Genomic DNA, 24,442 nt, shown 5'->3' with positions numbered 1-24,442 from the left:
TAGGGTCGGATGGCTCACACCAGCGACCACGAGGGGGAACCGTGGGCGGCACTCCACCGGACCTGCACATATCGACGGCTGACCTGAAGTCGTCGGCGCCCACGTTCCACGACCAGAGCAAGGCCCTCGGCCAGGCCGCGGCGACGCTGAAGAAGAAGCTGGACGAGCTGGGTTCGCCGTGGGGCGACGACGACTCCGGTAAGCAGTTCCACGCCTCGTACGGTCCCAGCCGGACGTCGGTCGAAAAGGCGGTCGGCATCCTGGTGCAGGGGTTGGAGAGCATCTCCGAGGCGTTCAAGGACATGGCTGACGGCCACTCTGGCAACGACCACCAGGTGGCGGCCATGTTCAAGAAGGCGGCCGGGCTGGAGCACGGTGACGGTAAGGGCGGCAAGTGAGTTTCCTCGGCCTGCCGAGCATCGAGGACTGTGCGGGGTGGCTCGCCAAGCACATGGGGATGCCCTGGCCGAAGGGTGATCCCGGCAAGCTGCGTCAGGCGGCGGCCGCCTGGCGTGGGTTCGCCAAGGCCGTGGGTCCGGTGTGCACCGCGACGAACGGCAAGTCGGCGGCGCTGGTCCACAACAACAAGGGCGAGGCGATCGACGCGTACGCCGAGTTCTGGCACCGCTACCACGGCCCCGGGGGCAAGGGCTGGTTGGACGACGTCGCCAAGGCGTCCACGCATATGGCCGAGATGCTGGAGAACTACGCGGACGGCATCGAGAAGGCCCGGAAGAAGATCGAGCACCGGATCGAGATCGACATCGCGGTCCTGGCCGCCGCGATCGGCGTGGCGATGGCGACCGGTGGCGCGCTGTCCGGCGCGGCGGCGGCCGCCGCCGATGCGGTGATCGAGGCCGCCGGAGCCATCGGGCTGGAACTGTCGGCGGTCGCCGCCGATGTGCTGGGTACGGCGGTGGCGTCGGCGGCGTTCGGCGGTGTGGAGTCGGTGGCCGTCGACGCGGCGGTGGCGCAGCCGTTGCAGATGGCGTTCGGCCTGCAGGACCACTTCAGCCTGGACGAGCTGAACTCCGCCGCCAAGGACGGCATGGTCTCCGGCGCCCTCTTCGGCGCCGCGGGCGGCGCGACGAAGGCGGCGGTCGAAGCCGGGATGTTCCCCCGGCTGTTCGGCGGCGGACTGGACCCGTCGCTGCTGTCCGGTCTGCCGACCGACCTGGACGGACTGGGCGGGCTGCGCGAGCCGCCGAGTCTGGACATGGAGAAGCCCCCGTCCGACCCGATCCGCCCCGACGACGCCGAACTGCCCGCGAACGCACGCCCCACCGACTCGGTCGAGGCGTGCAATGACCCGGTCGACATCGCGACCGGCACGATGTTCCTGCCGCAGACCGACGTCTCCCTGCCCGGTCAGCTTCCGCTGGTGATCGAGCGGACACATCTGTCGTCGTACCGCGCGGGCGGATGGTTCGGCCGCTCATGGGCCTCGACGCTTGACGAACGGCTGCAACTCGACGCCCAGGGCGTGGTGTTCGCCGCCACCGACGGCAAGCGGCTGGTCTACCCCGTACCACGGCCCGGTCAGCCGGTACTGCCCGCGCGGGGTCCGCGACTGGCGTTGACCTGGGACGGGCGACCGGACGGCGTGATGACCATCACGGACCCGGCCACCGGCGTGGTGCGCACCTACACCCACCCCACGTCGGTCGACCCGGACGAGGCCGTCGACCTGCCACTGAAGTCCATCGAGGACCGAAACGGCCACCGCATCGACATCGACCGCACCGCGTCCGGGATCCCCACCGGTATCCGCCATTCCGGCGGCTACGACATCGCCGTGGACACACACGGCGGGCGCGTCACCGCGCTACGGCTCCTGGACACGGTCCTGGTGCGTTACGAATACGACGGCGCGGGCAACCTGTCCGAGGTCACCAACTCCAGCGGCACACCGCTGCGTTTCACCTACGACCCGGACGGCCGGATCACCTCCTGGACCGACCGCAACGGGACCGCGTTCACGTATGTCTACGACGAACACGGCCGGGTGGTACGCACGCAGGGCTCGGACGGCTTCATGTCCGGCGCCTTCACGTACGACGACCGGACGCGGACGAACACGTACACCAACTCGCTTGGCGCGACCAGCACTTACCGCTACAACGAGGCGTGCCGGGTGGTGGCCGAGACCGACCCCCTCGGCCATACGACCACCACCGAGTGGGACCCAAACGGCCAACACCGCCTGTCGGTCACCGACCCACTGGGCCGCACGACGCGTTACGCGTACGACGAGGCGGGCAACCTGGTGGGGATCACCCTGCCCGACGGTTCCACCGGACAGGCCGCGTACAACGCGCTGAACCTTCCGGTGGAGGTCAGCGAGCCGGGCGGCGCGGTCTGGCGCCACACCTACGACCCCAACGGCAACCTGCTGGCGACGGTGGACCCGACGGGGGCGGAAACCGTTTACGCGTACGACGCGTCCGGCCACGTCACGTCCATCACCGACGCGCTCGGGCATGTCCAACGGGTTGAATGCGACGCGGCGGGCCTGCCGATATCCGTCACGGACCCGCTGGGCAATAGCACCACGGTCCAGCGGGACATATTCGGCCGCGTCACTCAGGTCACCGATCCCCTGGGGCACACCAGCCGCATGGGCTGGACCCCGGAAGGCAAGCCCGCGTGGCGCGAACAGCCGGACGGCGCGCGTGAGGAGTGGGAATGGGACGGCGAGGGCAACCTCGTCTCACACACCGATCCGGCGGGCAACACCACCCGCCACACCACCACCCACTTCGACCTGCCGTCGTCCCGCACGGACCCTGACGGCACGGTCTACGACTTCGCGTACGACACGGAGTTGCGCCTGACGGGCGTGACCAACCCGCAGGGCCTGACGTGGTCGTACGAGTACGACGCGGCGGGCCGCCTGGTGGCGGAGACCGACTTCAACGGCCGCAGGCTGGCGTACGCCCACGACGCGGCCGGACAACTGCTGGCCCGCACGAACGGCGCGGGCGAGACGTTGGCGTTCACCCGGGACACGCTCGGCCGCACGACGGCCACGCTGGCGGACGACGGCACGCGGACCACGTTCGCGTATGACGCGTCCGGCCACCTGCTGCGCGCCGTCAACCCCGACGCGGAGGTGGTGTGGCAGCGCGACGCGCTGGGCCGCGTGCTGTCGGAAACCACCAACGGCCGTGCGATGCGGTACACGTACGACGCGGCGGGCCGCCGCACGGAGCGCACCACGCCGGGCGGCACGGTCTCCCACTGGACCTACGACGCGGCGGGCCACCCGACCGAACTCCGCACCGACACCGGGGCGTTGGCCTTCACGTACGACGCGGCGGGCCGCGAGGTCGAACGCCGCATCGGCGAAGGCGTCCACCTGGCCCAGACGTGGGACAGCAACGACCGCCTGACCACCCAGACCCTCAAGGCAACCGCTGCGGACGCCCTCCTCCAACACCGCACCTACGCCTACCGCCCCGACGGCCTGCTGACCGGGATCCGCGAACTGACTTCCGGCACGCGGCACTTCACCCTCAACAAGACCGGCCGAGTCACGGCGGTCACGGCCCACGGCTGGTCCGAAACCTACGCTTACGACGAAGCAGGCAACGTAACCCACGCGGAGGCCCCAGCCCACCAGGCCGCGGGCGAGCGCGAGTTCACCGGAACACTGATCCGCCGCGCGGGCCGCACGACCTACGAACACGACGCCCAGGGCCGCCTGATCCGCAAGTCCCGGAGACTCCTCAACGGCCAGAAGCGCACGTGGCTGTTCTCATGGAACGCCGAGGACCGCCTGACGGCCGCCGTCACGCCTGACGGCGAACGCTGGCACTACGTATACGACCCACTGGGCCGCCGCACAGCGAAGCGGCGCTTGGCGGACGACGGCTCGGTTACCGAGGAAACCACGTTCACCTGGGACGGCACCCGCGTAGCCGAACAGACCGCAGACGGTAGCCACACCACAACGTGGGACTACGCTCCGGGCACCCATCGGCCCCTATCCCAAACCGACCGCGAGAAGCCGGCCGCCCCCGGTTCCCTGATCGCCCGCCTGGGCGAGCCAGCCACCTTCCACTCGGTGGTGACGGACCTGGCAGGCACCCCCACAGAACTGGTCACGCCTGACGGAGCAGTCACCTGGCAAATCCGCACGACCCTCTGGGGCACCCAACTCCCAGCCCCAACAACAGACGGGGCCAATGTCGACTGCCCTCTGCGCTTCCCCGGCCAGTACTGCGACTCCGAAACGGGCCTGAACTACAACTATTTCCGGTACTACGACCCCGAAATCAGTCGGTACGTTACGCCGGATCCGCTCGGCCTCTCCCCTGCCGACAACCACCACGCTTATGTGGTAAATCCAATCAGCTGGATCGATCCACTAGGACTGAAATGCAAAGACCCCACCGAGGGAAGTGACGAGGAAAAGCCACTGGTATTCCGGTCGATCCCGAAGCACGGGAAGGCTCAGCGAGGGCGGGCGGCACCAGAGCCGAGCGACCCCCAGGGATCTCTGGAACAGTCAATCCCACTAGGACCTAACACTACACGACGGATCGCAGCCAACTACGATACCGGCGAATTCTCGGTGTTTGACGAATCCCACCCCGATTCCAATATTTACCATGGGCATGCACGTTCCTGGGATGAACTTGATCAGCCTATGCAAGCAGCCCTACGCAAGGCGAAATTGGTGAACAAGAAAGGAAAGATACTGCCCGCGCCCGCTCCATAGATCGAGGGGTGTGCAACAATACCCTCAGTCATGCAACAACCTACAGGAAATCAATACGACGGGATGCTTCGTTGAGCATGAGGTACCAGTCCCCTGAGCCAATCTCCAGGGACCAGGCACTGCAAACCTTTCAGTCTGGGACCCCTCAGGAGATCAGCATGACTCTCATTTCGGTCGCCCTGTACGAGGACGATCGAGGATGGGTGGAAAGTTGGATCATCAAATTGTCCAAACACCGAGATGTTGGCGTGAGGGGGACCGCTGCAGTTTCCCTCGGGCACGTCGCGAGACTGCACGGGGAAATTTCTTCGCCAGCACTGGACGCCATCCGCACACTACTGGACGACGAAAGGACTGCCGGCGCAGCCAGTAATGCAATCTCCGATGTGAAGATGTTCGTTGGCAAAAATTTCGACTGACCGATTGGCGATAGCCATTCTCAATAGTCGGGTTGCACGTAAGGCAGGGATGCAACCGAGCCATCGGGATGGGATGGGACAGCAGTCCGTGGAACGGTCGACATCTGACTCGCGGGTGCGCTGCGGGAAATCATGCAGTGCAGTTGCCCTGGGCTGGGAAGCCGCAGTCGCCCGCGAGTTCGGGAAATACGGCTCTACGTCATACACGGCTGGTGCCTCGCGCGTCGACGGACCAGTGGTCCGACGAGCCGAGGCATGGGCCGCAGAAGCTGCAAAGGGGTCCTTTGATGTCTCCTGAGACCGGAACGAATGTACTCACGCGCACGGTGAGAGCCGTCTACGGAGAGTCCACCATCACGGTCTACCAGGCGTACCCGAACGAAATCGCGGAGCGGGCCGTACAGGCCGGGACGTTTGTGGCGCCGTTCAAGGTTGAGCGGATGACCTGGATCAAACCGTCCTTCCTATGGATGATGTACCGGTCGGGGTGGGCGACCAAGCCCAGCCAGGAGCACGTACTCGCCATCGAGATCACGCGAGCGGGCTTCGAATGGGCACTGGCTCACTCTTCCTTGAGCCACCGCGACCGCTCGGTACATTCGGACGCGGATGCTTGGCGACGAGAGCTCAGCGAAAGCCCGGTGCGAATCCAATGGGATCCTGACCGTTCGGTCTCCCTAGGCCAACTCCCGACGAGAGCAATCCAGATCGGCCTCTCCGGAGAAGCAGTGGAACGCTACGTGCGCGACTGGATCGTCAGCATCACCGACGTCACGGAACTCGTCCACTCCATCCACTCCGATGTACGCCAGGGCCACTTCGATGAAGCGACGCGGAAGCTACCAGCCGAGCGGTACTACCCACTTCCTGAGAACATCCGGAAGCGGATCAGCGCGGATGGCTGAAGCGCGTTGCGCGTGAGTTCGCCTTTACCGCGGCTCAGAAAGCCACCAACTCGAACCTGATCCGTTTGCCGCCGAACGGCTCCTGTCGATGGCCTAGCCGCCCCACTCGCCGGAGAGGAGGTCGAGGATGAGCAGGCCTCTGCCGCAGCATGTCCTCTTCTGGGGCGCGTAGGGAGGGGTGGCGTCAGTCCAAAGTCGCTGTGCTGTCAGTTCTGACGTCAACGGGACGCCTTGTTGATGAGTTGCGGCAGGCCGTGGCGGGTCAGGAGGGATCGCAGGGGGCCCCTTTCGATCCCCGTCCCCGGTGCGCGGGGGTCGCGGGGGATTTTGGACACCGGGCCGCTCGACACGGCATACGGTGCGTACTTCGCAGACTCCTCCCACTCGCCAACTACCGGTCGCTACTGGACCTGATGGAACGCTTCGTGCTGCCTCCCGACAAGTCCCGGGACCTCATCTGGTGCACCGCCCGCGACCGGTGAGAGGAACGGACATGTCCGAGCCCGCTCGGCAGAAGTCGTCATCCTGTGGCAGCGGCGGCAACAACTGCACAGAACTGACCACCGACCACCACCACATGCGTATCCGGGAGAGCCTCCCGACGTGGCCCTGACGACCGCCGCCCGCCCGTCTCCGGGACTTTCTCGGGGAACTCAAGTCCCGGCAGTACGACCAGTCGCCGCGAGCGGTTCGTGCTGGGCCGAAGCGGACCGGCGCCGTATCACGGGCGTAGGCTCACGAGAAGCCGTACGGGGCGGAACGCCCCGTCGGCACCTCACCGGCAACGACGCCGTTGAGGCAACGGACCTCGACGGAAGAGGAACTTCAACACCGTGACTGCACTGACTCTCAGCACATCCTCCGCCGCAGCGTTGCGTGCGGACGCCGTCGTGGTCGGCGTGGCCAAGGGGTCCAAGGGGCCCGTGGTCGCTCCCGGCGCAGAGGCGGTGGACGAGGCCTTCAACGGCAAGCTGGCCGCCACCCTGGAGACCCTGGGCGCCACCGGCGCCGAGGGCGAGGTGACGAAGCTGCCGGCGCCGACTGGTGTCAAGGCCCCGGTCGTGCTGGCGGTCGGCCTGGGCGACGCGCCCGCCAAGGGAGACGGCTACGCCGCCGAGGCGCTGCGCCGGGCCGCGGGCGCCGCCGCCCGTGCGCTGGCGGGCTCGAAGAAGGCCGCGTTCGCGCTCCCGGCCGCCGAGGTCGCGGACGCCGAGGCGGTGGCCGAGGGCGCGCTGCTCGGCGCGTACGCGTACAACGCGTACCGGGGCAACGGCGACAAGAAGAACGGCAACGGCGTCAAGGAGCCGCTCGCCGAGGTCGCCCTGCTCGGCGGCAAGCCGCGGGACAAGGCGTTCAAGGCCGCCGCCGCCCGCGCCATCGCGCTGGCCGAAGAGGTCAACCGGGCGCGTGACCTGATCAACATGCCGTCGAACGACCTGTTCCCGAAGTCGTTCGCCGCCGCCGTCCAGCAGGCCGCCAAGGAGCACGGCCTCAAGGTCGAGGTGCTGGACGAGAAGGCGCTGGTCAAGGGCGGCTACGGCGGCATCATGGGCGTCGGCCAGGGGTCGGCCAACCCGCCGCGCCTGGTGAAGGTCGCGTACACCAACCCCAAGGCGAAGAAGCACGTGGCCTTCGTCGGCAAGGGCATCACGTACGACTCGGGCGGCATCTCGCTCAAGCCCGCCGGTCACAACGAGACCATGAAGTGCGACATGTCCGGCGCCGCCGCCGTCTTCGCCGCGGTGGTCGCCGCCGCGAAGCTCGGCGTCGAGACCAACGTCACCGGCTGGCTGGCGCTCGCCGAGAACATGCCGTCGGGCACCGCCACCCGGCCGGGTGACGTGCTGAGGATGTACTCGGGCAAGACCGTCGAGGTGCTCAACACTGACGCCGAGGGCCGCCTGGTGCTCGCCGACGCCATCACCCGCGCCTCGGAGGAGAACCCGGACGCGATCGTCGACGTGGCCACGCTGACCGGTGCGATGGTGCTGGCGCTCGGCCACCGGCACTTCGGGATCATGGCCAACGACGACGACTTCCGCACCGCCATCCACGGCATCGCCGAGGAGGCCGGCGAGCCGTCCTGGCCCATGCCGCTCCCCGCCGAGCTGCGCAAGGGCATGGACTCCCCGGTCGCCGACATCGCGAACATGGGCGACCGGATGGGCGGCGGCCTGGTGGCCGGGCTGTTCCTGAAGGAGTTCGTCGGCGAGGGCATCACCTGGGCCCACCTGGACATCGCGGGTCCCGCGTTCCACGAGGGCGCGCCGTTCGGCTACACCCCCAAGGGCGGTACCGGCACAGGCGTGCGGACCCTGGTGCGGCTGGCCGAGCAGGCGGCCGAGGGAACGATCCTCTAACGGATCGGCCAACGCTCAGCCACGGCCCCGGGCTACCGCCCGGGGCCTTGCCGTTCGCCCTCAACGAAATCCGGTCGCCTACTCACCAGTAGCACATGGCCTGTGCACGTACAGCGCTCGTACACCCCGGCCCCGCGTCCCAGCAGCCGTCAACAAGTGCGAAGATGTTGTACCGGCACGACAGGGCCCATTTTGAACAAGCGTTTAAACAAGCGGCCGAACATAAAGCCGCCGCCCGGTCACGTAGGACCGGCTCCGGCGTACCCATGCATGGAGGACGTGACGTGGCGAACGACGCCAGCACCGTTTTCGACCTAGTGATCCTCGGCGGTGGAAGCGGCGGCTACGCCGCGGCGCTGCGCGCGGCTCAGCTGGGCCTGGACGTCGCCCTGATCGAGAAGGACAAGCTCGGCGGTACTTGTCTGCACCGCGGCTGCATCCCCACCAAGGCTCTGCTGCACGCCGGTGAGATCGCCGACCAGGCTCGGGAAAGTGCCCAGTTCGGTGTCAAGGCCTCCTTCGAGGGCATCGACATCGCCGGTGTGCACAAGTACAAGGACGACGTGATCTCCGGCCTGTACAAGGGCCTGCAGGGCCTGGTGGCCAGCCGCAAGGTCACGTACGTGACCGGCGAGGGCCGCCTGTCCTCCCCCACCTCCGTCGACGTGAACGGCCAGCGCTACACCGGCCGTCACGTCCTGCTGGCGACCGGCTCGGTGCCGAAGTCGCTGCCGGGTCTGAACATCGACGGCGAGCGCGTCATCTCCTCGGACCACGCGCTGGTCCTGGACCGGGTACCGAAGTCCGCGATCATCCTGGGCGGCGGTGTCATCGGCGTCGAGTTCGCCTCCGCGTGGAAGTCGTTCGGCTCGGACATCACCATCATCGAGGCCCTCCCCCACCTCGTCCCGGTTGAGGACGAGAACAGCTCCAAGCTGCTGGAGCGGGCCTTCCGCAAGCGCGGCATAAACTTCTCCCTCGGCTCCCGTTTCTCGGGCGTCGAGTACACCGCCGACGGTGTCAAGGTCTCGCTGGAGAACGGCAAGACCTTCGAGGCCGAGCTGCTGCTCGTCGCCGTCGGCCGCGGCCCGGTCTCGCAGGGCCTGGGCTACGAGGAGGCCGGGGTCGCGATGGACCGCGGCTATGTCCTGGTGGACGAGTACATGCGCACCAACGTGCCGACCATCTCGGCCGTCGGTGACCTCGTCCCGACCCTCCAGCTCGCGCACGTCGGCTTCGCCGAGGGCATGCTGGTGGCCGAGCGGCTGGCCGGTCTCAAGGTCGTGCCGATCGACTACGACGGCGTGCCGCGTGTCACGTACTGCCACCCCGAGGTCGCCTCGATGGGTCTGTCCGAGGCCAAGGCCAAGGAACTGTACGGGGCCGACAAGGTCGTCACCCTGAAGTACAACCTGGCGGGCAACGGCAAGAGCAAGATCCTCAAGACCGCGGGCGAGATCAAGCTCGTCCAGGTCCGGGACGGTGCCGTGGTCGGCGTCCACATGGTCGGTGACCGGATGGGCGAGCAGGTTGGCGAGGCTCAGCTGATCTACAACTGGGAGGCGCTGCCCTCCGAGGTCGCGCAGCTCATCCACGCGCACCCGACGCAGAACGAGGCGCTCGGTGAGGCCCACTTGGCGCTCGCGGGCAAGCCGCTGCACTCGCACGACTAACCCCTCGACACGCCCGCAATCCGCACAGATCGTTAGGAGCAACCGAAACCATGGCGGTTTCCGTAACCCTGCCGGCGCTCGGTGAGAGCGTGACCGAGGGCACCGTCACCCGCTGGCTGAAGGCCGAGGGTGAGCGTGTCGAGGCCGACGAGCCGCTGCTCGAGGTCTCGACCGACAAGGTCGACACCGAGATCCCGGCCCCCGCTGCCGGCATCCTCACCTCCATCAAGGTGGCCGAGGACGAGACGGTCGAGGTCGGCGCCGAGCTGGCCGTGATCGACGACGGCACCGGCGCGCCCGCCGCTGCCCCGGCTCCGGCCGCCCAGCCCGAGCCCGCCCCCGCCGCCGCCCCGGCTCCGGCCGCCGAGGCCCCCGCCGCCGAGGCTCCGGCCGCTCCGGCACCGGCCGCCGCCCCCGCGGGTGGCGCCGAGGGCACCGACGTCGTCCTGCCCGCGCTCGGTGAGTCGGTCACCGAGGGCACCGTCACCCGCTGGCTGAAGCAGGTCGGCGAGTCGGTCGAGGCCGACGAGCCGCTGCTCGAGGTCTCCACCGACAAGGTCGACACCGAGATCCCGGCGCCGGTCTCCGGCACCCTGCTGGAGATCGTGGTCGGCGAGGACGAGACCGCCGAGGTCGGCGCCAAGCTCGCCGTGATCGGTGCCGCGGGCGCCACTCCGGCCGCCGCCCCCGCCCCGGCTGCCCCGGCTCCGGCCCAGGAAGCCCCGGCCGCCGCTCCGGCTGCCCCGGCTCCGGCCGCCCCGGCCGCTCCGGCCCCGGCTGCCCCGGCCGCTCCGGCCCCGGCTGCCCCGGCTGCTGCCGCCGCTCCGGCTCCTGCTGCCCCGGCCCCCGCCGCCCCGGCTCCGGCCGCCCCGGCTCCGGCCGCCCCGGCCCCCGCCGCTCCGGCGACCGCCGAGGCCGAGGGTGCCTACGTGACCCCGCTGGTCCGTAAGCTCGCCGCCGAGCACGGTGTGGACCTGTCCACGCTGAAGGGCACCGGCGTCGGTGGCCGGATCCGCAAGCAGGACGTGCTGTCCGCCGCCGAGACCGCCAAGGCCGCCGCTCAGGCCGCCCCGGCGGCTGCCCCGGCCGCCAAGACCGCCGCCGCGGCCGCGCCGTCCCCGCTGCGCGGCCAGACGGTCAAGATGTCGCGGATCCGCAAGGTCATCGCCGAGAACATGATGAAGGCGCTGCACAACCAGGCGCAGCTGTCCTCCGTCGTCGAGGTCGACGTCACCCGGATCATGAAGCTGCGGACGCGGGCGAAGGAGTCCTTCCTGGCTCGTGAGGGCGTCAAGCTCTCCCCGATGCCGTTCTTCGTCAAGGCCGCGGCCGAGGCGCTGAAGGCCCACCCGTCGATCAACGCCAAGATCAACGACGACGGCACCATCACCTACCACGACGTCGAGAACATCGGCATCGCGGTGGACTCGGAGAAGGGCCTGATGGTCCCGGTCATCAAGGGCGCCGGTGACCTGAACATCGCCGGTATCGCCAAGAAGACCGCCGAGCTGGCCGGCAAGGTGCGCACCGGTGGCCTGAGCCCGGACGACATGTCCGGCGGCACGTTCACGATCAGCAACACCGGTTCGCGCGGTGCGCTGTTCGACACGATCATCGTGAACTACCCGCAGGTGGCCGAGCTGGGCATCGGTGCCACCGTGCGCCGCCCGGTCGTGATCGACCACCCGGAGCTGGGCGAGACCATCGCCATCCGCGACATGGTCTACCTGACCCTGTCGTACGACCACCAGCTGGTCGACGGCGCGGACGCCGCCCGCTACCTGTCGGACGTCAAGGCCCGCCTGGAGGCCGGTGAGTTCGAGGGCGACCTGGGGCTGTAAGTCCCGGTAGTCGCACCGGTGTGCCCCCGATCCCGCTGCTGGGACCGGGGGCACACCCTTTCCGGCGGGCGGTGGCCGGTAGGTGGGTTCCGGTACGGGGAGGCATGGATGCGGGCGGCGCGTCTGATCCATCTGGTGCTGCTGTTGCAGTCGCGCGAGTCGATGACGGCGGCCGAGCTGGCGGCGGCGCTTGAGGTCTCGCAGCGGACGGTCGGACGCGATGTGCTCGCGCTGTCCGAGGCGGGCGTGCCGGTCTACGCCGACCGCGGCAGGACCGGCGGCTACCGCGTGCGCTGCGCGCGATGGGGCTGGCGGACGCCGCCTCGGCTGCCCGGCTGAAGGTGTCGGCGGCCCTGCTGCCGGAGCTGCGGGACGCTCCGCGCTCGGCGGCCCAGCGCTTCCACCTCGACGCGCCCGCCTGGTACCAGGAGCCGCGCACCCCGGCGGAGTTGCCGCCTGTCGCGGAGGCGGTCTGGGACGACCGGCGCATCCGCGTCACGTACCAGCGCCAGAGCGCCGAGGTGGTAAGGGAGTTGGAGCCGTACGGTCTGGTGCTCAAGGCGGGCGTGTGGTACTTGGTGGCGCGTTCGGCGGAGCAGTTCCGGGTGTACCGGGTGGACCGCGTGGTCTCGGTCTCCTCCTGCGGTGAACGCTTCGAGCGGGACGCGGAGTTCGACCTGCCGGATTTCTGGGCCCGCCGGGCGGCCGAGTTCGCCCGCTCGATCCTGCGGGACGAGGTGGTACTGCGGTTGTCACCGGACGGCGCGCAGGCTTCCGTACGTGACCGACCGGGCGGCGGCCCGGTCGGCACTGGCGGCGGCCGGGGAGCCGGAGGGCGGATGGGTGACGGTGCGCCTGCCGGTGGAGAGCCTCGATGTGGCGTACGAGCAGTTGCTCGTCCGGGTCGGTGGCCAGGGCCGCGACCGCCCGTCCCACGTACACCGGAGACTCGGCAACGGCGAAGTGCGGGTCCACCGCGACCGCGTCGCGCCAGTTCCGCTCGCGCACGCCGAAGTGGTCCAGCATCTCCTCCGACCGCAGGAACCCTGGCGTGAGGGAGACGGCCGTACCGCCGTACTCCGCCAGCTCCTCGGCGAGGCCGAACGCAATCCGGTGCGGGGCGTTCTTCGCCAGGTCGAAGAAGAGGTTCTCCCGGTACCTGCGGTTGAAGTCGGCCGTCCCGTCGGTCACTTCGACCACCAGCCCACCGGACCGCCGGACCAGCAGCGGCAGCGCGAGGTGGCTGGTGACCAGATGCGCCTCCACGCCGAGCCGCAGCATCCGCAGCCCGTCCGCCAGCCGCAGCTCCCAGGCCTTCTTGCCGAACTCCAGCAGACGGTCACCGCCCCACACCCCGTTCACCAGTACGTCCAGTCGCCCGTGCGTCCGGTCCATCCGCTCCACCAGCGCCCGCACCTCCTGCGGCTGGAGGTGGTCCGTGGGCACGGCGATCCCCGTGCCGCCCGCCGCGGTCACCAGTTCGGCCGTCTCCTCGATGGTCTCCGGCCGGTTCACCTCGCTTCGCCGCTCCCGGGTCGTCCGGCCGGTGACATACACCGTCGCCCCGCACCGGCCGAGTTCCACCGCCATCGCCCGGCTCGCGCCCCGGGTCGCTCCCGCCACCAGCGCGACCTTGCCGCTCAGCGGACCCTTGTCCATCTTCGACCTCCTGCTCCTCGCCGTGAACGCTCCACCGACCCTCGCAGCGATACCCGACACCTCCTGTCGGGTTTTCCTACGAGATCGGTGCCGCGTAACGACACGGACGCATCCGGGGTACTCCGCGTGCGTGCCGGGGCGACAGCCAGGATGCTGGAGCGGTGATGGACGAAACGGAGTTCTGGGAGATCATCGACGGCGCCCGTGCGGACGCCGGAGGCGACCCCGACGAGCAGGCGGACCTGGTGGTCGACCGGCTGACCCGGCTCGACCCCGAGGCCGTGCAGGACTTCGCCCGGCACTTCGAGACCCGCTTCCGCCGCGCCTACCGCTGGGACATGTGGGGCGCGGCGGACATCATGCTCGGCGGCGCCGACGAGGACGCGTTCTCCGCTTGGCGCTGCTGGCTGATCGGGCAGGGGCGGCGGGTCTTCGAGGGCGCGCTGCACAGCGACCCGGACGACCTCGCCACGCTGCTGGAGGACTTCGACGAGGAAGCGGACGGCTACGCCGAGGATCTGGGGTACGCCGCCGACGAGGCGTACGAGCAGCTGACCGGGGAACGGCTGCCGGACCTGGACCTGGAGCAGCCCATCAAGCCGGAGGGCGAGCAACTCGACTTCGACGACCCGGACCAGATCTCGGCGCGCTTCCCCAAGTTGTGGCAGCGCTTCAACGGCTGACCCGCACCGCACGCGCTACCGCAGGCTCCGTGCCATCAGTACGTCGTCCACGTACCCGCCGTCGAGGAGGAACTCCTCCCGCAGCACACCCTCCACCACGAAGCCCGCCGTCTCGTACAACCGGCGGGCCGGGGTGTTGTGGCCGAGCACCCGCAGAGTGAGGCGGCGGGCGCCCTGGGCACGGGCGGTGTGACAGGCGGCCCGAAGCAGCGCCCTGGCGGCGCCGCGACCGCGCGCCCAGTCGTCGACGGCCAACCCCTGGATCTGCCGGACGTGGGCGTTGGACGCCAGCGGGGTCGGCGGGACCACCCGTACGTATCCGGCCACCCGGCCGTCGGTCTCCGCGACCAGGACCTGATCGGGGCGGTGCCGCTCGTCGAAGAAGTGGCCGCCCGGTTCCGGCCGGGGCGTCACCGCGTGCAGCGGCGACCAGATCCGCAGGTCGAGGCCGGACAGGGCGGGGTCGTCGTCGGCCGTCGCGGGTCGGATGCGCGTCTGGGACACGGGGGCACTGTGCCATCGCCGGACAGGGGTGTCACTGCGTTATTCCGCGCCCGGTCAGCGGGCAGGATGTCCCCATGCGTATCGCAGTCACCGGTGCTTCAGGGCTGATCGGTTCCGCGCTTGTCCGCTCCCTGCTCGCCGACGGGCACCAGGTGCTCCGTCTGGTGCGCCGCGAGCCCACCGCCCCGCGTGAGGTCCGCTGGGATCCCAGGCGACGGTACGTGGACGTCGACGGGCTGGCCGGGTGCGAGGCGGTGGTCCACCTCGCGGGCGCCGGAGTGGGCGACCACCGTTGGACGGAGGCGTACAAGCAGGAGATCCGGGACAGCCGGGTGCTCGGCACCGAGGCGGTAGCCGATGCCGTGGCCAAGCTGGATCCGCAACCGAAGGTGCTGGTCAGCGGATCGGCGATCGGGATCTACGGGGACACCGGCGACCGTGTGGTGGACGAGTCGACGCCGCCGGGCACCGGGTTCCTGGCCGAGGTGTGCCAGGAGTGGGAGCAGGCCACCGCGGCGGCCGGCGCGGCCGGGGTGCGGACCGCCATCGCCCGTACCGGCCTGGTGGTGGCGCGCGGCGGTGGGGCCTGGGGCAGGCTGTTCCCGCTGTTCAAGGCCGGGCTCGGGGGGCGGCTGGGCAGCGGACGGCAGTACTGGAGCTTCATCGCGCTGCATGACCACATCGCGGCGCTGCGGTACCTCATCGACACCCCGGGGCTGTCCGGGCCGGTGAACCTGACGGCGCCGGAGCCGGTCACCAACCGGGAGGTGACGGCGGCGATGGGCCGGGTGCTGCACCGCCCGACGCTGGCGGCGGTGCCCGCGCCGGCGCTGCGGATCGCCCTGGGCGAGTTCGCCCAGGACGTACTGAGCAGTCAACGCGTCGTCCCCCGACGCCTGTTGGAATCCGGCTTCGCGTTCGCGCTCCCGGAGATCGACCAGTCGATCCGCGCGGCGCTCGCCGATGAGCGGTGACCGTTGGCCCGGACATCTCCGGGCGCCGGCGTGGCCCGGCGGTGTCCGGTGGGCTGCATTCAACTAACCAGATTCTGAACGGAGTTGGCCGCTTTGCGACACCTTCTGGCGTCGAATGTCGTCAACTCCAGGAGAAACTGCCGGTATTGGACCGGGCGGATACGGGCATGACCCATCCAGCGCGGCGCGCGGCACCCGCCGCCGCGTCAGCGGGGAGCCTAATCCGACCCCGGGGAGGGGCACCGTGCCGTTCCACGCATCCCACACGGACGTTGTCATCATCGGCGCAGGCCTGGCCGGCCTGTCCGCCGCACACCATCTGATCAGCGCGGGGGTCACCGTCACCGTGCTGGAAGCCACCCCCCGCGTGGGCGGGCGGATGGCCACCGAAACCGTCGGCGGCTTCCGCCTGGACCGCGGGAGCCAGCTGCTGAACACCTCCTATCCCGAACTGCGCCGCACCCCCGGCCTGAGCGCGCTGCGGCTGCTGCCGGTCTCGCCGACCGTGGGCCCACCGGGCACCTGGCCCCCGGCGGGCCGCGGCCACCGCACCGTCCATCCGCGCGGCGCCCTGGACAAGGCGCGGCTGAACGCCGCCCTCAGCAGGCTCGCCCTGGCCTCCACCGACCGGCTGCTGGCCCGGCCGGAGACCACCACGGCCACCGCGCTGGCCGCCCGCGGCCTGCCGCCCCGGGTGGTGCACGGCTTCCTGCGGCCGCTGCTGACCGCGCTGCTGCACGACCCGCGGCTGGTCACCTCCAGCCACTGTGCGGATCTGGTGCTGCGCGGTTACGCACGCGGACGGCTCGGGCTGCCGGCAGGGGGCGCGGCTGCGGTTCCGGAACTGCTCGCGGCGGCGCTGCCGTCCGGCACCGTACGGCTCGGGGTGCGCGCCACCGCCGTCGCGGCGAACGCCGTGAGCACCGCCGACGACGGTGAACTCCCGTGCCGCGCCGCCGTGGTGGCCACCGGCGCGCGGGACGCGGCGGCGTTGCTGCCGGGCCTGCGGCTGCCCGGGTTCCACCCGGTGACGGTGGTGCACCACGCCGCCGACCGGGCACCCGCGCGAGAGCCGCTGCTGGTGCTGGACACCGAGCGGCGCGGTCCGGTGGCGCACACCATGGTCGCCAGCGCCGTCGACCCCTCCCGGGCGCCCACCGGGCGCACCCTGATCACCTCGACCGTGCTCGGCCCGCCCCCGTCCGACGTGGACGCCGCCGTCCGCCCGCACCTGGCCGAGCTGTACGGCACGGACACCCGGCGCTGGGAACTGCTCGCCGTCCACCACGACCCGGACGCGGTTCCTGCGATGCCGCCGCCGCATGACGTACGGCGGCCGGTGCGGGTGCTGTGCGGGCTGTACGTGTGCGGCGACCACCGTGACACCAGCACGGTGCAGGGCGCGCTGTTCTCCGGCCGACGCGCCGCGCACCACGTGATGCGGGACTTCGGAATCCGCCCGGGGTACGGCGACACCGCCCGCGACCTGCCGGCGGTGGCCTGACCGCGCGGGGCGGGCCGTACGTCGTATACGGCCCGCCCCGCAGGTCAGCCCATCGGGACGCCGAGCGACGCGGCGCGCTCGTGGAACGCCCGCACCGGTGGCGCGTCCCGGTACGGCTCGACGCGGCGGCCGAAGTCCCGTACGTACTCCAGCGCCCGTACCGACCGCATCTCGGAGGCCTGTTGCAGCGCCTCCGAGGCGAGGGTGCAGGCCTGCTCCAGCTCGCCGAGGCCCAATCGGGCGGTGGCCAGCACGGTGCGGCAGAACACCCGGCTGCGCGCGTAGGCCATCCCGCGCAGTTGCAGCGAGCGCTCGGCGTGCTGGGCGGCGGCCCGGTACTGCTGAAGGTCGCGGTGGCAGTGGGCGAACTCGTCGGCGAGCTGGGCCTCGTCGAAGAACCGCGCCCAGTACGGCGCCTCGTCGCCCGCCCGTGCCGCCTCCAGGGCCCGCTCGGCTCGGGCCAGCGAGGCGGCGCACGCCCGCGCGTCGCCGAGCAGCCCGTGTCCGCGCGCCTCCGCGGCGTGCAGCAGCGCCTGGACGACCGGGGGCGCGCCGGTTCCCACGCCCTGCTGGGCGACCCGGGCGAGCTGGATGGCCTCCCGGCCGTGGCCCAGGTAGACCGCCTGGCGGCTCATGGTGACCAGCACGTATCCGCCGTAGACCCGGTCGGCGGCGGCCTGGGCGAGCCGAAGCGACTGCACGAAGTACCGCTGGGCCAGCCCGTGCGCGCCGATGTCGTAGGACGTCCAGCCGGCCAGCCGGGTCAGGTCGGCGGCGGCGGCGAACAGCCGTCGGCCGAGCGCCTCCCCGTAGCTGCCGCGCAGCATCGGCTCCGCCTCGTGCTCCAGGTACCGCACCAGGGCCTGCCGGGCGTGGCCGCCGCCGTACGCGTGGTCCAGCGAGCGGAACAGCTCGCCCACCGAGCGCAGCGCGTGGACGTCCCCCGCGCTCACCCTGCGCCCCGGCTCACGGGCCGGTCCGCCGCGCCCGCCCGCTCCCTGGCGGCCACGGGTCTGTGCCGGGACCCTGGCCGACAGCTGCGGACCGTCGGGCGTGGTGTCATGGCCACTGCCCGGACCCCGGGCGACCCGGTCGTCGGGGCGGCCGATCAGCCAGTCCCTGCTGGGCACGACCAGTCCGGCCGGGGTGAAGGCGATCCTGCGGAGTTCGGCCTGGCTGCCGGTGTCCTTGCGCCACAGTCCGCTGACGATGTCCACCGCCTCCTCCGGTGTGGCCGCGAACTCAAGCCCGGCGTACACCGGGGCGCAGGCGTCCAGGCCGAGGTCCTGGGCGGACAGCCGCCGGCCCAGGCGGCGGGTGAAGACCTCGGCGATCAGTGCCGGGGTGGTGCCGCGTGGCTGTTGGCCGCGTAGCCAGCGGGTCACCGAGGTCTTGTCGTAGCGCAGGTCCAGGCCGTGCTCGACGCCGAGCTGGTCGACCCGGCGGGCCAGGCCCGCGTTGGAGAATCCCGCCTCGGCGATGAGTTGGGCCAGCTGGCGGTTGGGTGGGCGCTGCGTGGTTCGATCCGTCATGTGCTGTGCGGTCCCCTCCTCGGAGGGATGGCGGTACGCGGTGGGCGGGCGGTCTGGGTGGTGCGTGGTGGACGGTGGTGCGGAGCTGGTGTCGTGCGGTGCTCAGGCGGTGCTTGAGCCCGGCGCTCGCTACGTCGCCTAGCGCCGGGAACGGCGCGAATGTAACTGTCCGCACCGCCCTCTTCGCCGTACCTGCCCCACATTCGCCGAAATGGGTGAACCACTCCGGTGCACCACCCCGGAATCCGTCCCTCCGCCCGGGTTGGCGTGGTAAAAGCGGCAGCCGCTTCTCGGCCATCGGCACCCCAGCCGTACAGTTGCTACGGCGCCATGAGCCAAAACCTGAGGAGCCGCTGTGAGTGACCTGCGCTTCGTCCACCTGGGATTCGGGCCGGACGCAGTCGAGTACCAGGAGGCCTGGCAGGAGCAGCGCCGGGTGCACGCCGCCCGCTTCGCGGACGAAGTCCCGGACACCTGCCTGCTCCTGGAGCATCCACCGGTCTACACGGCGGGACGCCGCACGGCCGAGAACGAGCGCCCGCTGGACGGCACCCCGGTGGTGGACGTGGACCGCGGCGGCAAGATCACCTGGCACGGACCCGGCCAGCTGGTCGGCTACCCGATCCTGAAGCTGCCGCGCCCGGTCGACGTGGTCGCCCACGTACGGCGGCTGGAGGAGGCGCTGATCCGGGCCTGCGCCGAGTTCGGTCTGGAGACCACCCGCGTCGAGGGCCGCAGCGGGGTGTGGGTGCTCGGCGACCCGGTGGAGGAGCGCCCGGCGGTGCCGGGGCTGACCCTGGACTTCGACCCCCGGCTGCACGACGAGGAGTTCGACCCCCGGCTCAACGGCCCCGAGTACGCACCGTCCAACGCGGGCCAGCGCCGGGAGGACCGCAAGCTGGCCGCCATCGGCATCCGGGTCGCCAAGGGCGTGACGATGCACGGCTTCGCGATCAACTGCAATCCGGACAACACCTGGTTCGACCGGATCGTGCCTTGCGGCATCCGGGACGCCGGTGTCACCTCGCTCTCCAACGAGCTGGGCCGCGAGGTCGCGGTGACCGAACTGCTGCCCGTGGTGGAGAAGCACCTGCACGAGGTGCTGACCTCGGCGGCACCGCTGCCGCGCGCGGTATGAGCCCTTCTGTTCAGGGGAATGCGCCCGCGAGGTCGCGGGTTCCCTAGGGCGGAAGGCGTGTAAACAACGGGCGTACCCTGGTGTACGCCGAAGAATCGAAGTCACAGGGAGCCCGCCGTGTCCGCAGTCGCACCCGACGGACGCAAGCTGCTGCGCCTGGAGGTCCGCAACAGCCAGACCCCCATCGAGCGCAAGCCCGAGTGGATCAAGACCCGGGCGAAGATGGGCCCCGAGTACACCGAGCTGCACAGCCTGGTGAAGCGGGAGGGCCTGCACACCGTCTGCCAGGAAGCGGGCTGCCCGAACATCTACGAGTGCTGGGAGGACCGCGAGGCGACCTTCCTCATCGGCGGCGACCAGTGCACCCGGCGCTGTGACTTCTGCCAGATCGACACCGGCAAGCCGCAGGCGCTGGACCGTGACGAGCCGCGCCGGGTCGGCGAGTCGGTGGTCACCATGGACCTCAACTACGCCACCATCACCGGCGTCGCCCGTGACGACCTGGAGGACGGCGGGGCCTGGCTGTACGCCGAGACGGTGCGTCAGATCCACGCGATGACCGCGGCCCGCGAGGCCGGCCGCACCAAGGTCGAGCTGCTGATCCCGGACTTCAACGCGGTTCCGGAACAGCTCGCCGAGGTCTTCTCGTCCCGTCCCGAGGTGCTGGCACACAACGTGGAGACGGTGCCGCGGATCTTCAAGCGGATCCGGCCCGGCTTCCGCTACGAGCGCTCCCTTGAGGTGATCACCAAGGCGCGCGAGGCGGGCCTGGTCACCAAGTCCAACCTGATCCTGGGCATGGGCGAGACCCGCGAGGAGATCAGCGAGGCGCTGCAGGACCTGTACGACGCCGGGTGCGAGCTGATCACCATCACCCAGTACCTGCGGCCGAGCCTGCGGCACCACCCGGTGGAGCGCTGGGTGAAGCCCGCCGAGTTCATCGAGCTCAAGGAAGAGGCCGAGGAGATCGGCTACGCGGGCGTCATGTCCGGTCCGCTGGTGCGCTCCTCGTACCGCGCGGGTCGGCTGTACCAGCAGGCGATCGAGGCCCGCGAGGCGGCGCTCTCGGCCACGGCGACGCAGGCCGTCTGACGCCGTCGCGGCGCGTGCCTCAGGGCCGGGGTCGGCAGGCGTAAAGGCCGTGCCAGGGTTTCACGACCGTTTGACCCGTCCGTCACCGACTGGTAACACAATGTGGTGATCCTGGGTTCGAGCCTCCGAACCCAGTCAGATACGCGCCCCACAGGCACGAGCACCCAGCAGTACGAGCACAGTCCTGCGTTCCTTCCGGCCCGAGGGAGACCGACCATGCAGGCGCACCCCGCGCATGCACATGCGAGCTCTACCGCCGCTACCACCACATCCGTCACCGGCGCCCTGCGCGCCGTGGAGGCGTTCTTGTTGCGCGGCGGCCAGCAGACCGCCCGGCGCAACGCCTGGACGGCGGTACTGGAGGACCGCAGGCGCGCCAAGGACCGCCGCGAGGCTCAGCACGTACTGGAGACCCTCACCACATCGGGACGGGACGGGGCCGACGGCTGAGTTGCTCAGGCGCCACCATCCGGTGGCGCCTCAGCCGTTCGAGCCACGTATCCTGTGCGGCATGGCGAGGGAGAAATCTGAGAACCCCGGGCGGCTGAAGCAGATCGGCCTGACCTACAAGATGACCCGGCGGGTCGACCCCAAGGTCGGTCTTGTGGTGGCGGGTGTGGGCATCGTGACCTTCGGTGTGCTCCTCGCCGTCGGCTTCTTGATCGGTCACCCCGTCTACGCGGGCATCCTGGGCTTCCTGCTGGCCTTCCTCGCGATGGCGATCGTCTTCGGCCGCCGAGCCGAGCGGGCCGCCTTCGGTCAGATGGAGAACCAGCCGGGCGCCGCGGCGGCGGTGCTGGAGAACATCGGACGTGGCTGGACGGTGACGCCCGCGGTGGCGATGAACCGCAACCAGGACCTGGTGCACCGCGCGGTCGGCCGGGCCGGGATCGTGCTGGTCGGCGAGGGCAACCCGAACCGGGTCAAGGCCCTGCTGGCCGCGGAGAAGAAGAGGATGGCGCGGGTCGCCGTGGAGGCCCCGGTCACCGACATCATCGTCGGCAGCGGCGAGGGCGAGGTCTCGCTGAAGAAGATCCGCACCACACTGCTCAAGCTGCCGCGGGTGCTGCCCGGCCAGAAGGTCACGGAGATCAACGACCGGCTCAAGGCGCTGGGCGACCTGATGAGCAACATGCCGATCCCGAAGGGGCCGATGCCGAAGAACGCGCGGATGCCCAGGAACGGCAAGATGCGCTGACACCGCGGACACCGAAGCGGACGTCAAAGGGGTTCGGGGCGAATGCCCCGAACCCCTTTCGCCTATGCGCCCGTTTCGGCCGCGACGCGCTAGATCCGCACCTGTACGGCGCGCGCCGCCTTGTCGTGCAGTCCTCGGCTGTCCCGGTCCCAGATCGCCGCCGGAACGACCAGGAGCAGCAGCACGGTGCGCAGTACCACCGCTCCGACGCCCAGCCGCCCGCCGTCCTCACGGACCACCCGCAGGCCCAGCAGGCGCTTGCCGGGGGTGCAGCCGACCGTTGCCAGGGTGAGCAGGCTGAGCACCCCGAACAGGGCGAAGGTCCAGTTGCTGGCCGCCTGCGTGCTGCCGTGGGCCAGCAGCCCGTACGCGATCAGCAGGCACAGCGCCCAGTCGACGCACAGCGCCGCGATCCGCCGGCCCACCGGCGCGATGGAGCCGGACCCCTCCTGGGGCAGCCCCAGGCGCTTGCCCCGGTAGCCGAAGTCGGCGCCCATCTGCTCGGCCGCCGCACGCGGGCCGGAGATCCACGATCCCAAAGCTTCCCGTTTGTCCACCCGTCCAAGGTACTGCCCCCGGCCATGCGCCCAACGCTGGCCCCACGGGCACCGCAGGCGTCGGTTAACGTCTGCGAAACAAATGGGTCATCCTTGAGAAATGCCGGATCCATATGGTCGGGACCAGCGTGCGCCACCGCACTGGTCGCACGGACCAGCAAGCCCCGAGCCACGCCAGGCCGGGCCGAGGAGGAGTTGGATGTTCCAGAACGCCGACGAGGCCAAGAAGTTCCTGCGGGACGAGGACGTCAAGTTCGTCGATGTCCGGTTCTGCGACCTGCCCGGCATCATGCAGCACTTCACTGTGCCGGTGGAGGCGTTCGACCCCGCCGAGGACCTGATGTTCGACGGCTCCTCGATCCGCGGCTTCCAGGCCATCCACGAGTCCGACATGGCGCTGCGCGCCGACCTGTCCACGGCCCGGGTCGACCCGTTCCGCCGGGACAAGACCCTCAACATCAACTTCTTCATCCACGACCCGATCACCGGCGAGCAGTACAGCCGTGACCCGCGGAACGTGGCGAAGAAGGCCGAGGCCTACCTGGCCTCCACCGGTATCGCGGACACCGCGTACTTCGGCCCGGAGGCGGAGTTCTACGTCTTCGACAGCGTGCGCTTCGAGACCAAGTCGAACGAGTCCTTCTACCACATCGACTCCGAGGCGGGCGCCTGGAACACCGGTGCGCTGGAGGACAACCGCGGCTACAAGGTCCGCTACAAGGGCGGCTACTTCCCAGCCCCGCCGGTGGACCACTTCGCCGACCTGCGCGCCGAGATCTCGCTGGAGCTGAACAAGGCGGGCCTGAAGGTCGAGCGCCAGCACCACGAGGTGGGCACCGCGGGCCAGGCCGAGATCAACTACAAGTTCAACACGCTGCTGGCCGCCGCCGACGACCTGATGCTGTTCAAGTACATCGTCAAGAACGTGGCCTGGCGCAACGGCAAGACCGCGACCTTCATGCCGAAGCCGATCTTCGGCGACAACGGCTCGGGTATGCACTGCCACCAGTCGCTGTGGAACGCGGGCGAGCCCCTGTTCTACGACGAGCAGGGCTACGCGGGCCTGTCGGACACCGCCCGCTACTACATCGGCGGCATCCTCAAGCACGCTCCGTCGCTGCTGGCCTTCACCAACCCGACGGTGAACTCCTACCACCGCCTGGTCCCGGGCTTCGAGGCCCCGGTCAACCTGGTCTACTCGCAGCGCAACCGCTCCGCCGCCATCCGCATCCCGATCACCGGCGCCAACCCCAAGGCCAAGCGCATCGAGTTCCGCGCCCCCGACCCGTCCAGCAACCCGTACCTGGCCTTCTCGGCCCTGCTGCTGGCCGGCCTGGACGGCATCAAGAACAAGATCGAGCCCGCCGAGCCGGTCGACAAGGACCTCTACGAGCTGGCCCCCGAGGAGCACGCCAACGTCCCCCAGGTCCCGACCTCCCTCCCGGCCGTCCTGGACGCCCTGGAGGCCGACCACGAATACCTGCTCCAGGGCGGCGTATTCACCTCGGACCTGATCGAAACCTGGATCGACTACAAGCGCACCAACGAAATCGCCCCGATGCAACTGCGCCCGCACCCGCACGAGTTCGAGCTGTACTTCGACATTTAAGAACGTCGCAGGTCAGAGCGGATTTCCGCTCACCTGGGCCGTCTGTGGGCCGTCGGCCGTGTCCCTCCCCT

General features: G+C 70.1%; 18 protein-coding genes and 2 pseudogenes. 16 read left to right on the top strand and 4 right to left on the bottom strand.

All coding sequences use genetic code 11. The features are described 5' to 3' along the window. Positions 1–41 precede the first annotated feature (41 nt). The 8 genes and pseudogenes from P3G67_RS04605 to P3G67_RS04570 form a co-directional block, all read left to right on the top strand. Entirely contained in the window at positions 42–398 is a 357-nt protein-coding gene (locus tag P3G67_RS04605; RefSeq protein WP_276092293.1) for a WXG100 family type VII secretion target, read from the top strand. Further along, on the top strand, positions 395–4,723 hold the full coding sequence (locus P3G67_RS04600) for a DUF6531 domain-containing protein (protein ID WP_313879559.1): 4,329 nt from the start codon (positions 395–397) through the stop codon (positions 4,721–4,723). The genes P3G67_RS04605 and P3G67_RS04600 overlap by 4 nt, the downstream gene beginning before the upstream one ends. A gap of 158 nt (positions 4,724–4,881) precedes the next feature. Continuing rightward, positions 4,882–5,142 (top strand): hypothetical protein, encoded by a 261-nt coding sequence (locus P3G67_RS04595; protein WP_276092292.1) that lies wholly within the window; start codon positions 4,882–4,884, stop codon positions 5,140–5,142. Positions 5,143–5,429: 287 nt separating this feature from the next. Next, a complete protein-coding gene (locus P3G67_RS04590; RefSeq protein WP_276092291.1) occupies positions 5,430–6,047 on the top strand; it encodes a DUF4291 domain-containing protein in 618 nt (205 codons plus the stop codon). An 833-nt stretch (positions 6,048–6,880) separates the two neighbouring features. Next, positions 6,881–8,407: a leucyl aminopeptidase gene (locus tag P3G67_RS04585; protein ID WP_276092290.1), complete on the top strand. Its 1,527-nt coding sequence runs from the start codon at positions 6,881–6,883 to the stop codon at positions 8,405–8,407. A gap of 284 nt (positions 8,408–8,691) precedes the next feature. Continuing rightward, on the top strand, positions 8,692–10,080 hold the full coding sequence (gene lpdA / locus P3G67_RS04580; RefSeq protein ID WP_276092289.1) for a dihydrolipoyl dehydrogenase: 1,389 nt from the start codon (positions 8,692–8,694) through the stop codon (positions 10,078–10,080). Positions 10,081–10,130: 50 nt separating this feature from the next. After that, positions 10,131–11,921, top strand: coding sequence for a 2-oxoglutarate dehydrogenase, E2 component, dihydrolipoamide succinyltransferase (gene sucB / locus P3G67_RS04575; RefSeq protein ID WP_276092288.1), 1,791 nt, complete (start codon positions 10,131–10,133; stop codon positions 11,919–11,921). A gap of 108 nt (positions 11,922–12,029) precedes the next feature. Continuing rightward, a pseudogene (locus P3G67_RS04570) lies at positions 12,030–12,818 on the top strand (helix-turn-helix transcriptional regulator); the annotation flags it as partial. Here P3G67_RS04570 and P3G67_RS04565 read toward each other — a convergent pair. After that, a pseudogene (locus P3G67_RS04565) lies at positions 12,819–13,580 on the bottom strand (SDR family oxidoreductase); the annotation flags it as partial. Positions 13,581–13,744: 164 nt separating this feature from the next. Between P3G67_RS04565 and P3G67_RS04560 the strand changes: the two are divergent. After that, entirely contained in the window at positions 13,745–14,263 is a 519-nt protein-coding gene (locus P3G67_RS04560; RefSeq protein WP_276092287.1) for a DUF4240 domain-containing protein, read from the top strand. A 15-nt stretch (positions 14,264–14,278) separates the two neighbouring features. On the opposite strand, the gene P3G67_RS04555 is transcribed toward P3G67_RS04560, so the two are convergent. Then, positions 14,279–14,767, bottom strand: coding sequence for a GNAT family N-acetyltransferase (locus tag P3G67_RS04555; protein ID WP_276092286.1), 489 nt, complete (start codon positions 14,765–14,767; stop codon positions 14,279–14,281). A 74-nt stretch (positions 14,768–14,841) separates the two neighbouring features. Here P3G67_RS04555 and P3G67_RS04550 point away from each other — a divergent pair, with 74 nt between their 5' ends. Continuing rightward, positions 14,842–15,741 (top strand): TIGR01777 family oxidoreductase, encoded by a 900-nt coding sequence (locus P3G67_RS04550; protein WP_276092285.1) that lies wholly within the window; start codon positions 14,842–14,844, stop codon positions 15,739–15,741. A 244-nt stretch (positions 15,742–15,985) separates the two neighbouring features. Then, positions 15,986–17,245, top strand: coding sequence for an NAD(P)/FAD-dependent oxidoreductase (locus tag P3G67_RS04545; RefSeq protein ID WP_269854282.1), 1,260 nt, complete (start codon positions 15,986–15,988; stop codon positions 17,243–17,245). A gap of 44 nt (positions 17,246–17,289) precedes the next feature. Here P3G67_RS04545 and P3G67_RS04540 read toward each other — a convergent pair whose 3' ends face one another. Continuing rightward, positions 17,290–18,777 (bottom strand): regulator, encoded by a 1,488-nt coding sequence (locus P3G67_RS04540; protein ID WP_269854281.1) that lies wholly within the window; start codon positions 18,775–18,777, stop codon positions 17,290–17,292. 355 nt (positions 18,778–19,132) lie between these two features. On the opposite strand from P3G67_RS04540, the gene lipB reads away from it, so the two are divergent. The 4 genes from lipB (at position 19,133) to P3G67_RS04520 (ending at position 22,205) form a co-directional block, all read left to right on the top strand. Then, entirely contained in the window at positions 19,133–19,915 is a 783-nt protein-coding gene (gene lipB / locus P3G67_RS04535; protein WP_269854280.1) for a lipoyl(octanoyl) transferase LipB, read from the top strand. 117 nt (positions 19,916–20,032) lie between these two features. Further along, positions 20,033–21,007, top strand: coding sequence for a lipoyl synthase (gene lipA / locus P3G67_RS04530; RefSeq protein WP_276092284.1), 975 nt, complete (start codon positions 20,033–20,035; stop codon positions 21,005–21,007). A gap of 216 nt (positions 21,008–21,223) precedes the next feature. After that, the gene (locus P3G67_RS04525; RefSeq protein ID WP_269854278.1) at positions 21,224–21,457 is read left to right on the top strand and encodes an SCO2195 family GlnR-regulated protein; all 234 of its coding nucleotides are present in this window, start codon (positions 21,224–21,226) and stop codon (positions 21,455–21,457) included. A gap of 61 nt (positions 21,458–21,518) precedes the next feature. Next, complete coding sequence (locus P3G67_RS04520) at positions 21,519–22,205, top strand: DUF4191 domain-containing protein (RefSeq protein WP_269854277.1); 687 nt, start codon at positions 21,519–21,521, stop codon at positions 22,203–22,205. 89 nt (positions 22,206–22,294) lie between these two features. On the opposite strand, the gene P3G67_RS04515 is transcribed toward P3G67_RS04520, so the two are convergent. Next, complete coding sequence (locus P3G67_RS04515) at positions 22,295–22,762, bottom strand: RDD family protein (protein ID WP_276092283.1); 468 nt, start codon at positions 22,760–22,762, stop codon at positions 22,295–22,297. 199 nt (positions 22,763–22,961) lie between these two features. Between P3G67_RS04515 and glnA the strand changes: the two genes are divergently transcribed. Further along, on the top strand, positions 22,962–24,371 hold the full coding sequence (gene glnA / locus P3G67_RS04510; protein ID WP_269854275.1) for a type I glutamate--ammonia ligase: 1,410 nt from the start codon (positions 22,962–22,964) through the stop codon (positions 24,369–24,371). Positions 24,372–24,442: the final 71 nt, after the last annotated feature.

The sequence above is a fragment of the Streptomyces silvisoli genome (assembly GCF_029269905.1).
Lineage (GTDB): Bacteria > Actinomycetota > Actinomycetes > Streptomycetales > Streptomycetaceae > Streptantibioticus_A > Streptantibioticus_A silvisoli_A.
This window is presented reverse-complemented; position numbering and strand designations above follow the sequence as displayed.

Coding starts and splice junctions, on each gene's coding strand:
- glnA (WP_269854275.1), top strand. CDS start 22,962: ATGTTCCAGAACGCCGACGAGGCCAAGAAGTTCCTGCGGGACGAGGAC.
- P3G67_RS04540 (WP_269854281.1), bottom strand. CDS start 18,777: ATGACGGATCGAACCACGCAGCGCCCACCCAACCGCCAGCTGGCCCAA.
- P3G67_RS04525 (WP_269854278.1), top strand. CDS start 21,224: ATGCAGGCGCACCCCGCGCATGCACATGCGAGCTCTACCGCCGCTACC.
- sucB (WP_276092288.1), top strand. CDS start 10,131: ATGGCGGTTTCCGTAACCCTGCCGGCGCTCGGTGAGAGCGTGACCGAG.
- P3G67_RS04590 (WP_276092291.1), top strand. CDS start 5,430: ATGTCTCCTGAGACCGGAACGAATGTACTCACGCGCACGGTGAGAGCC.
- P3G67_RS04550 (WP_276092285.1), top strand. CDS start 14,842: ATGCGTATCGCAGTCACCGGTGCTTCAGGGCTGATCGGTTCCGCGCTT.
- P3G67_RS04560 (WP_276092287.1), top strand. CDS start 13,745: ATGGACGAAACGGAGTTCTGGGAGATCATCGACGGCGCCCGTGCGGAC.
- P3G67_RS04520 (WP_269854277.1), top strand. CDS start 21,519: ATGGCGAGGGAGAAATCTGAGAACCCCGGGCGGCTGAAGCAGATCGGC.
- P3G67_RS04595 (WP_276092292.1), top strand. CDS start 4,882: ATGACTCTCATTTCGGTCGCCCTGTACGAGGACGATCGAGGATGGGTG.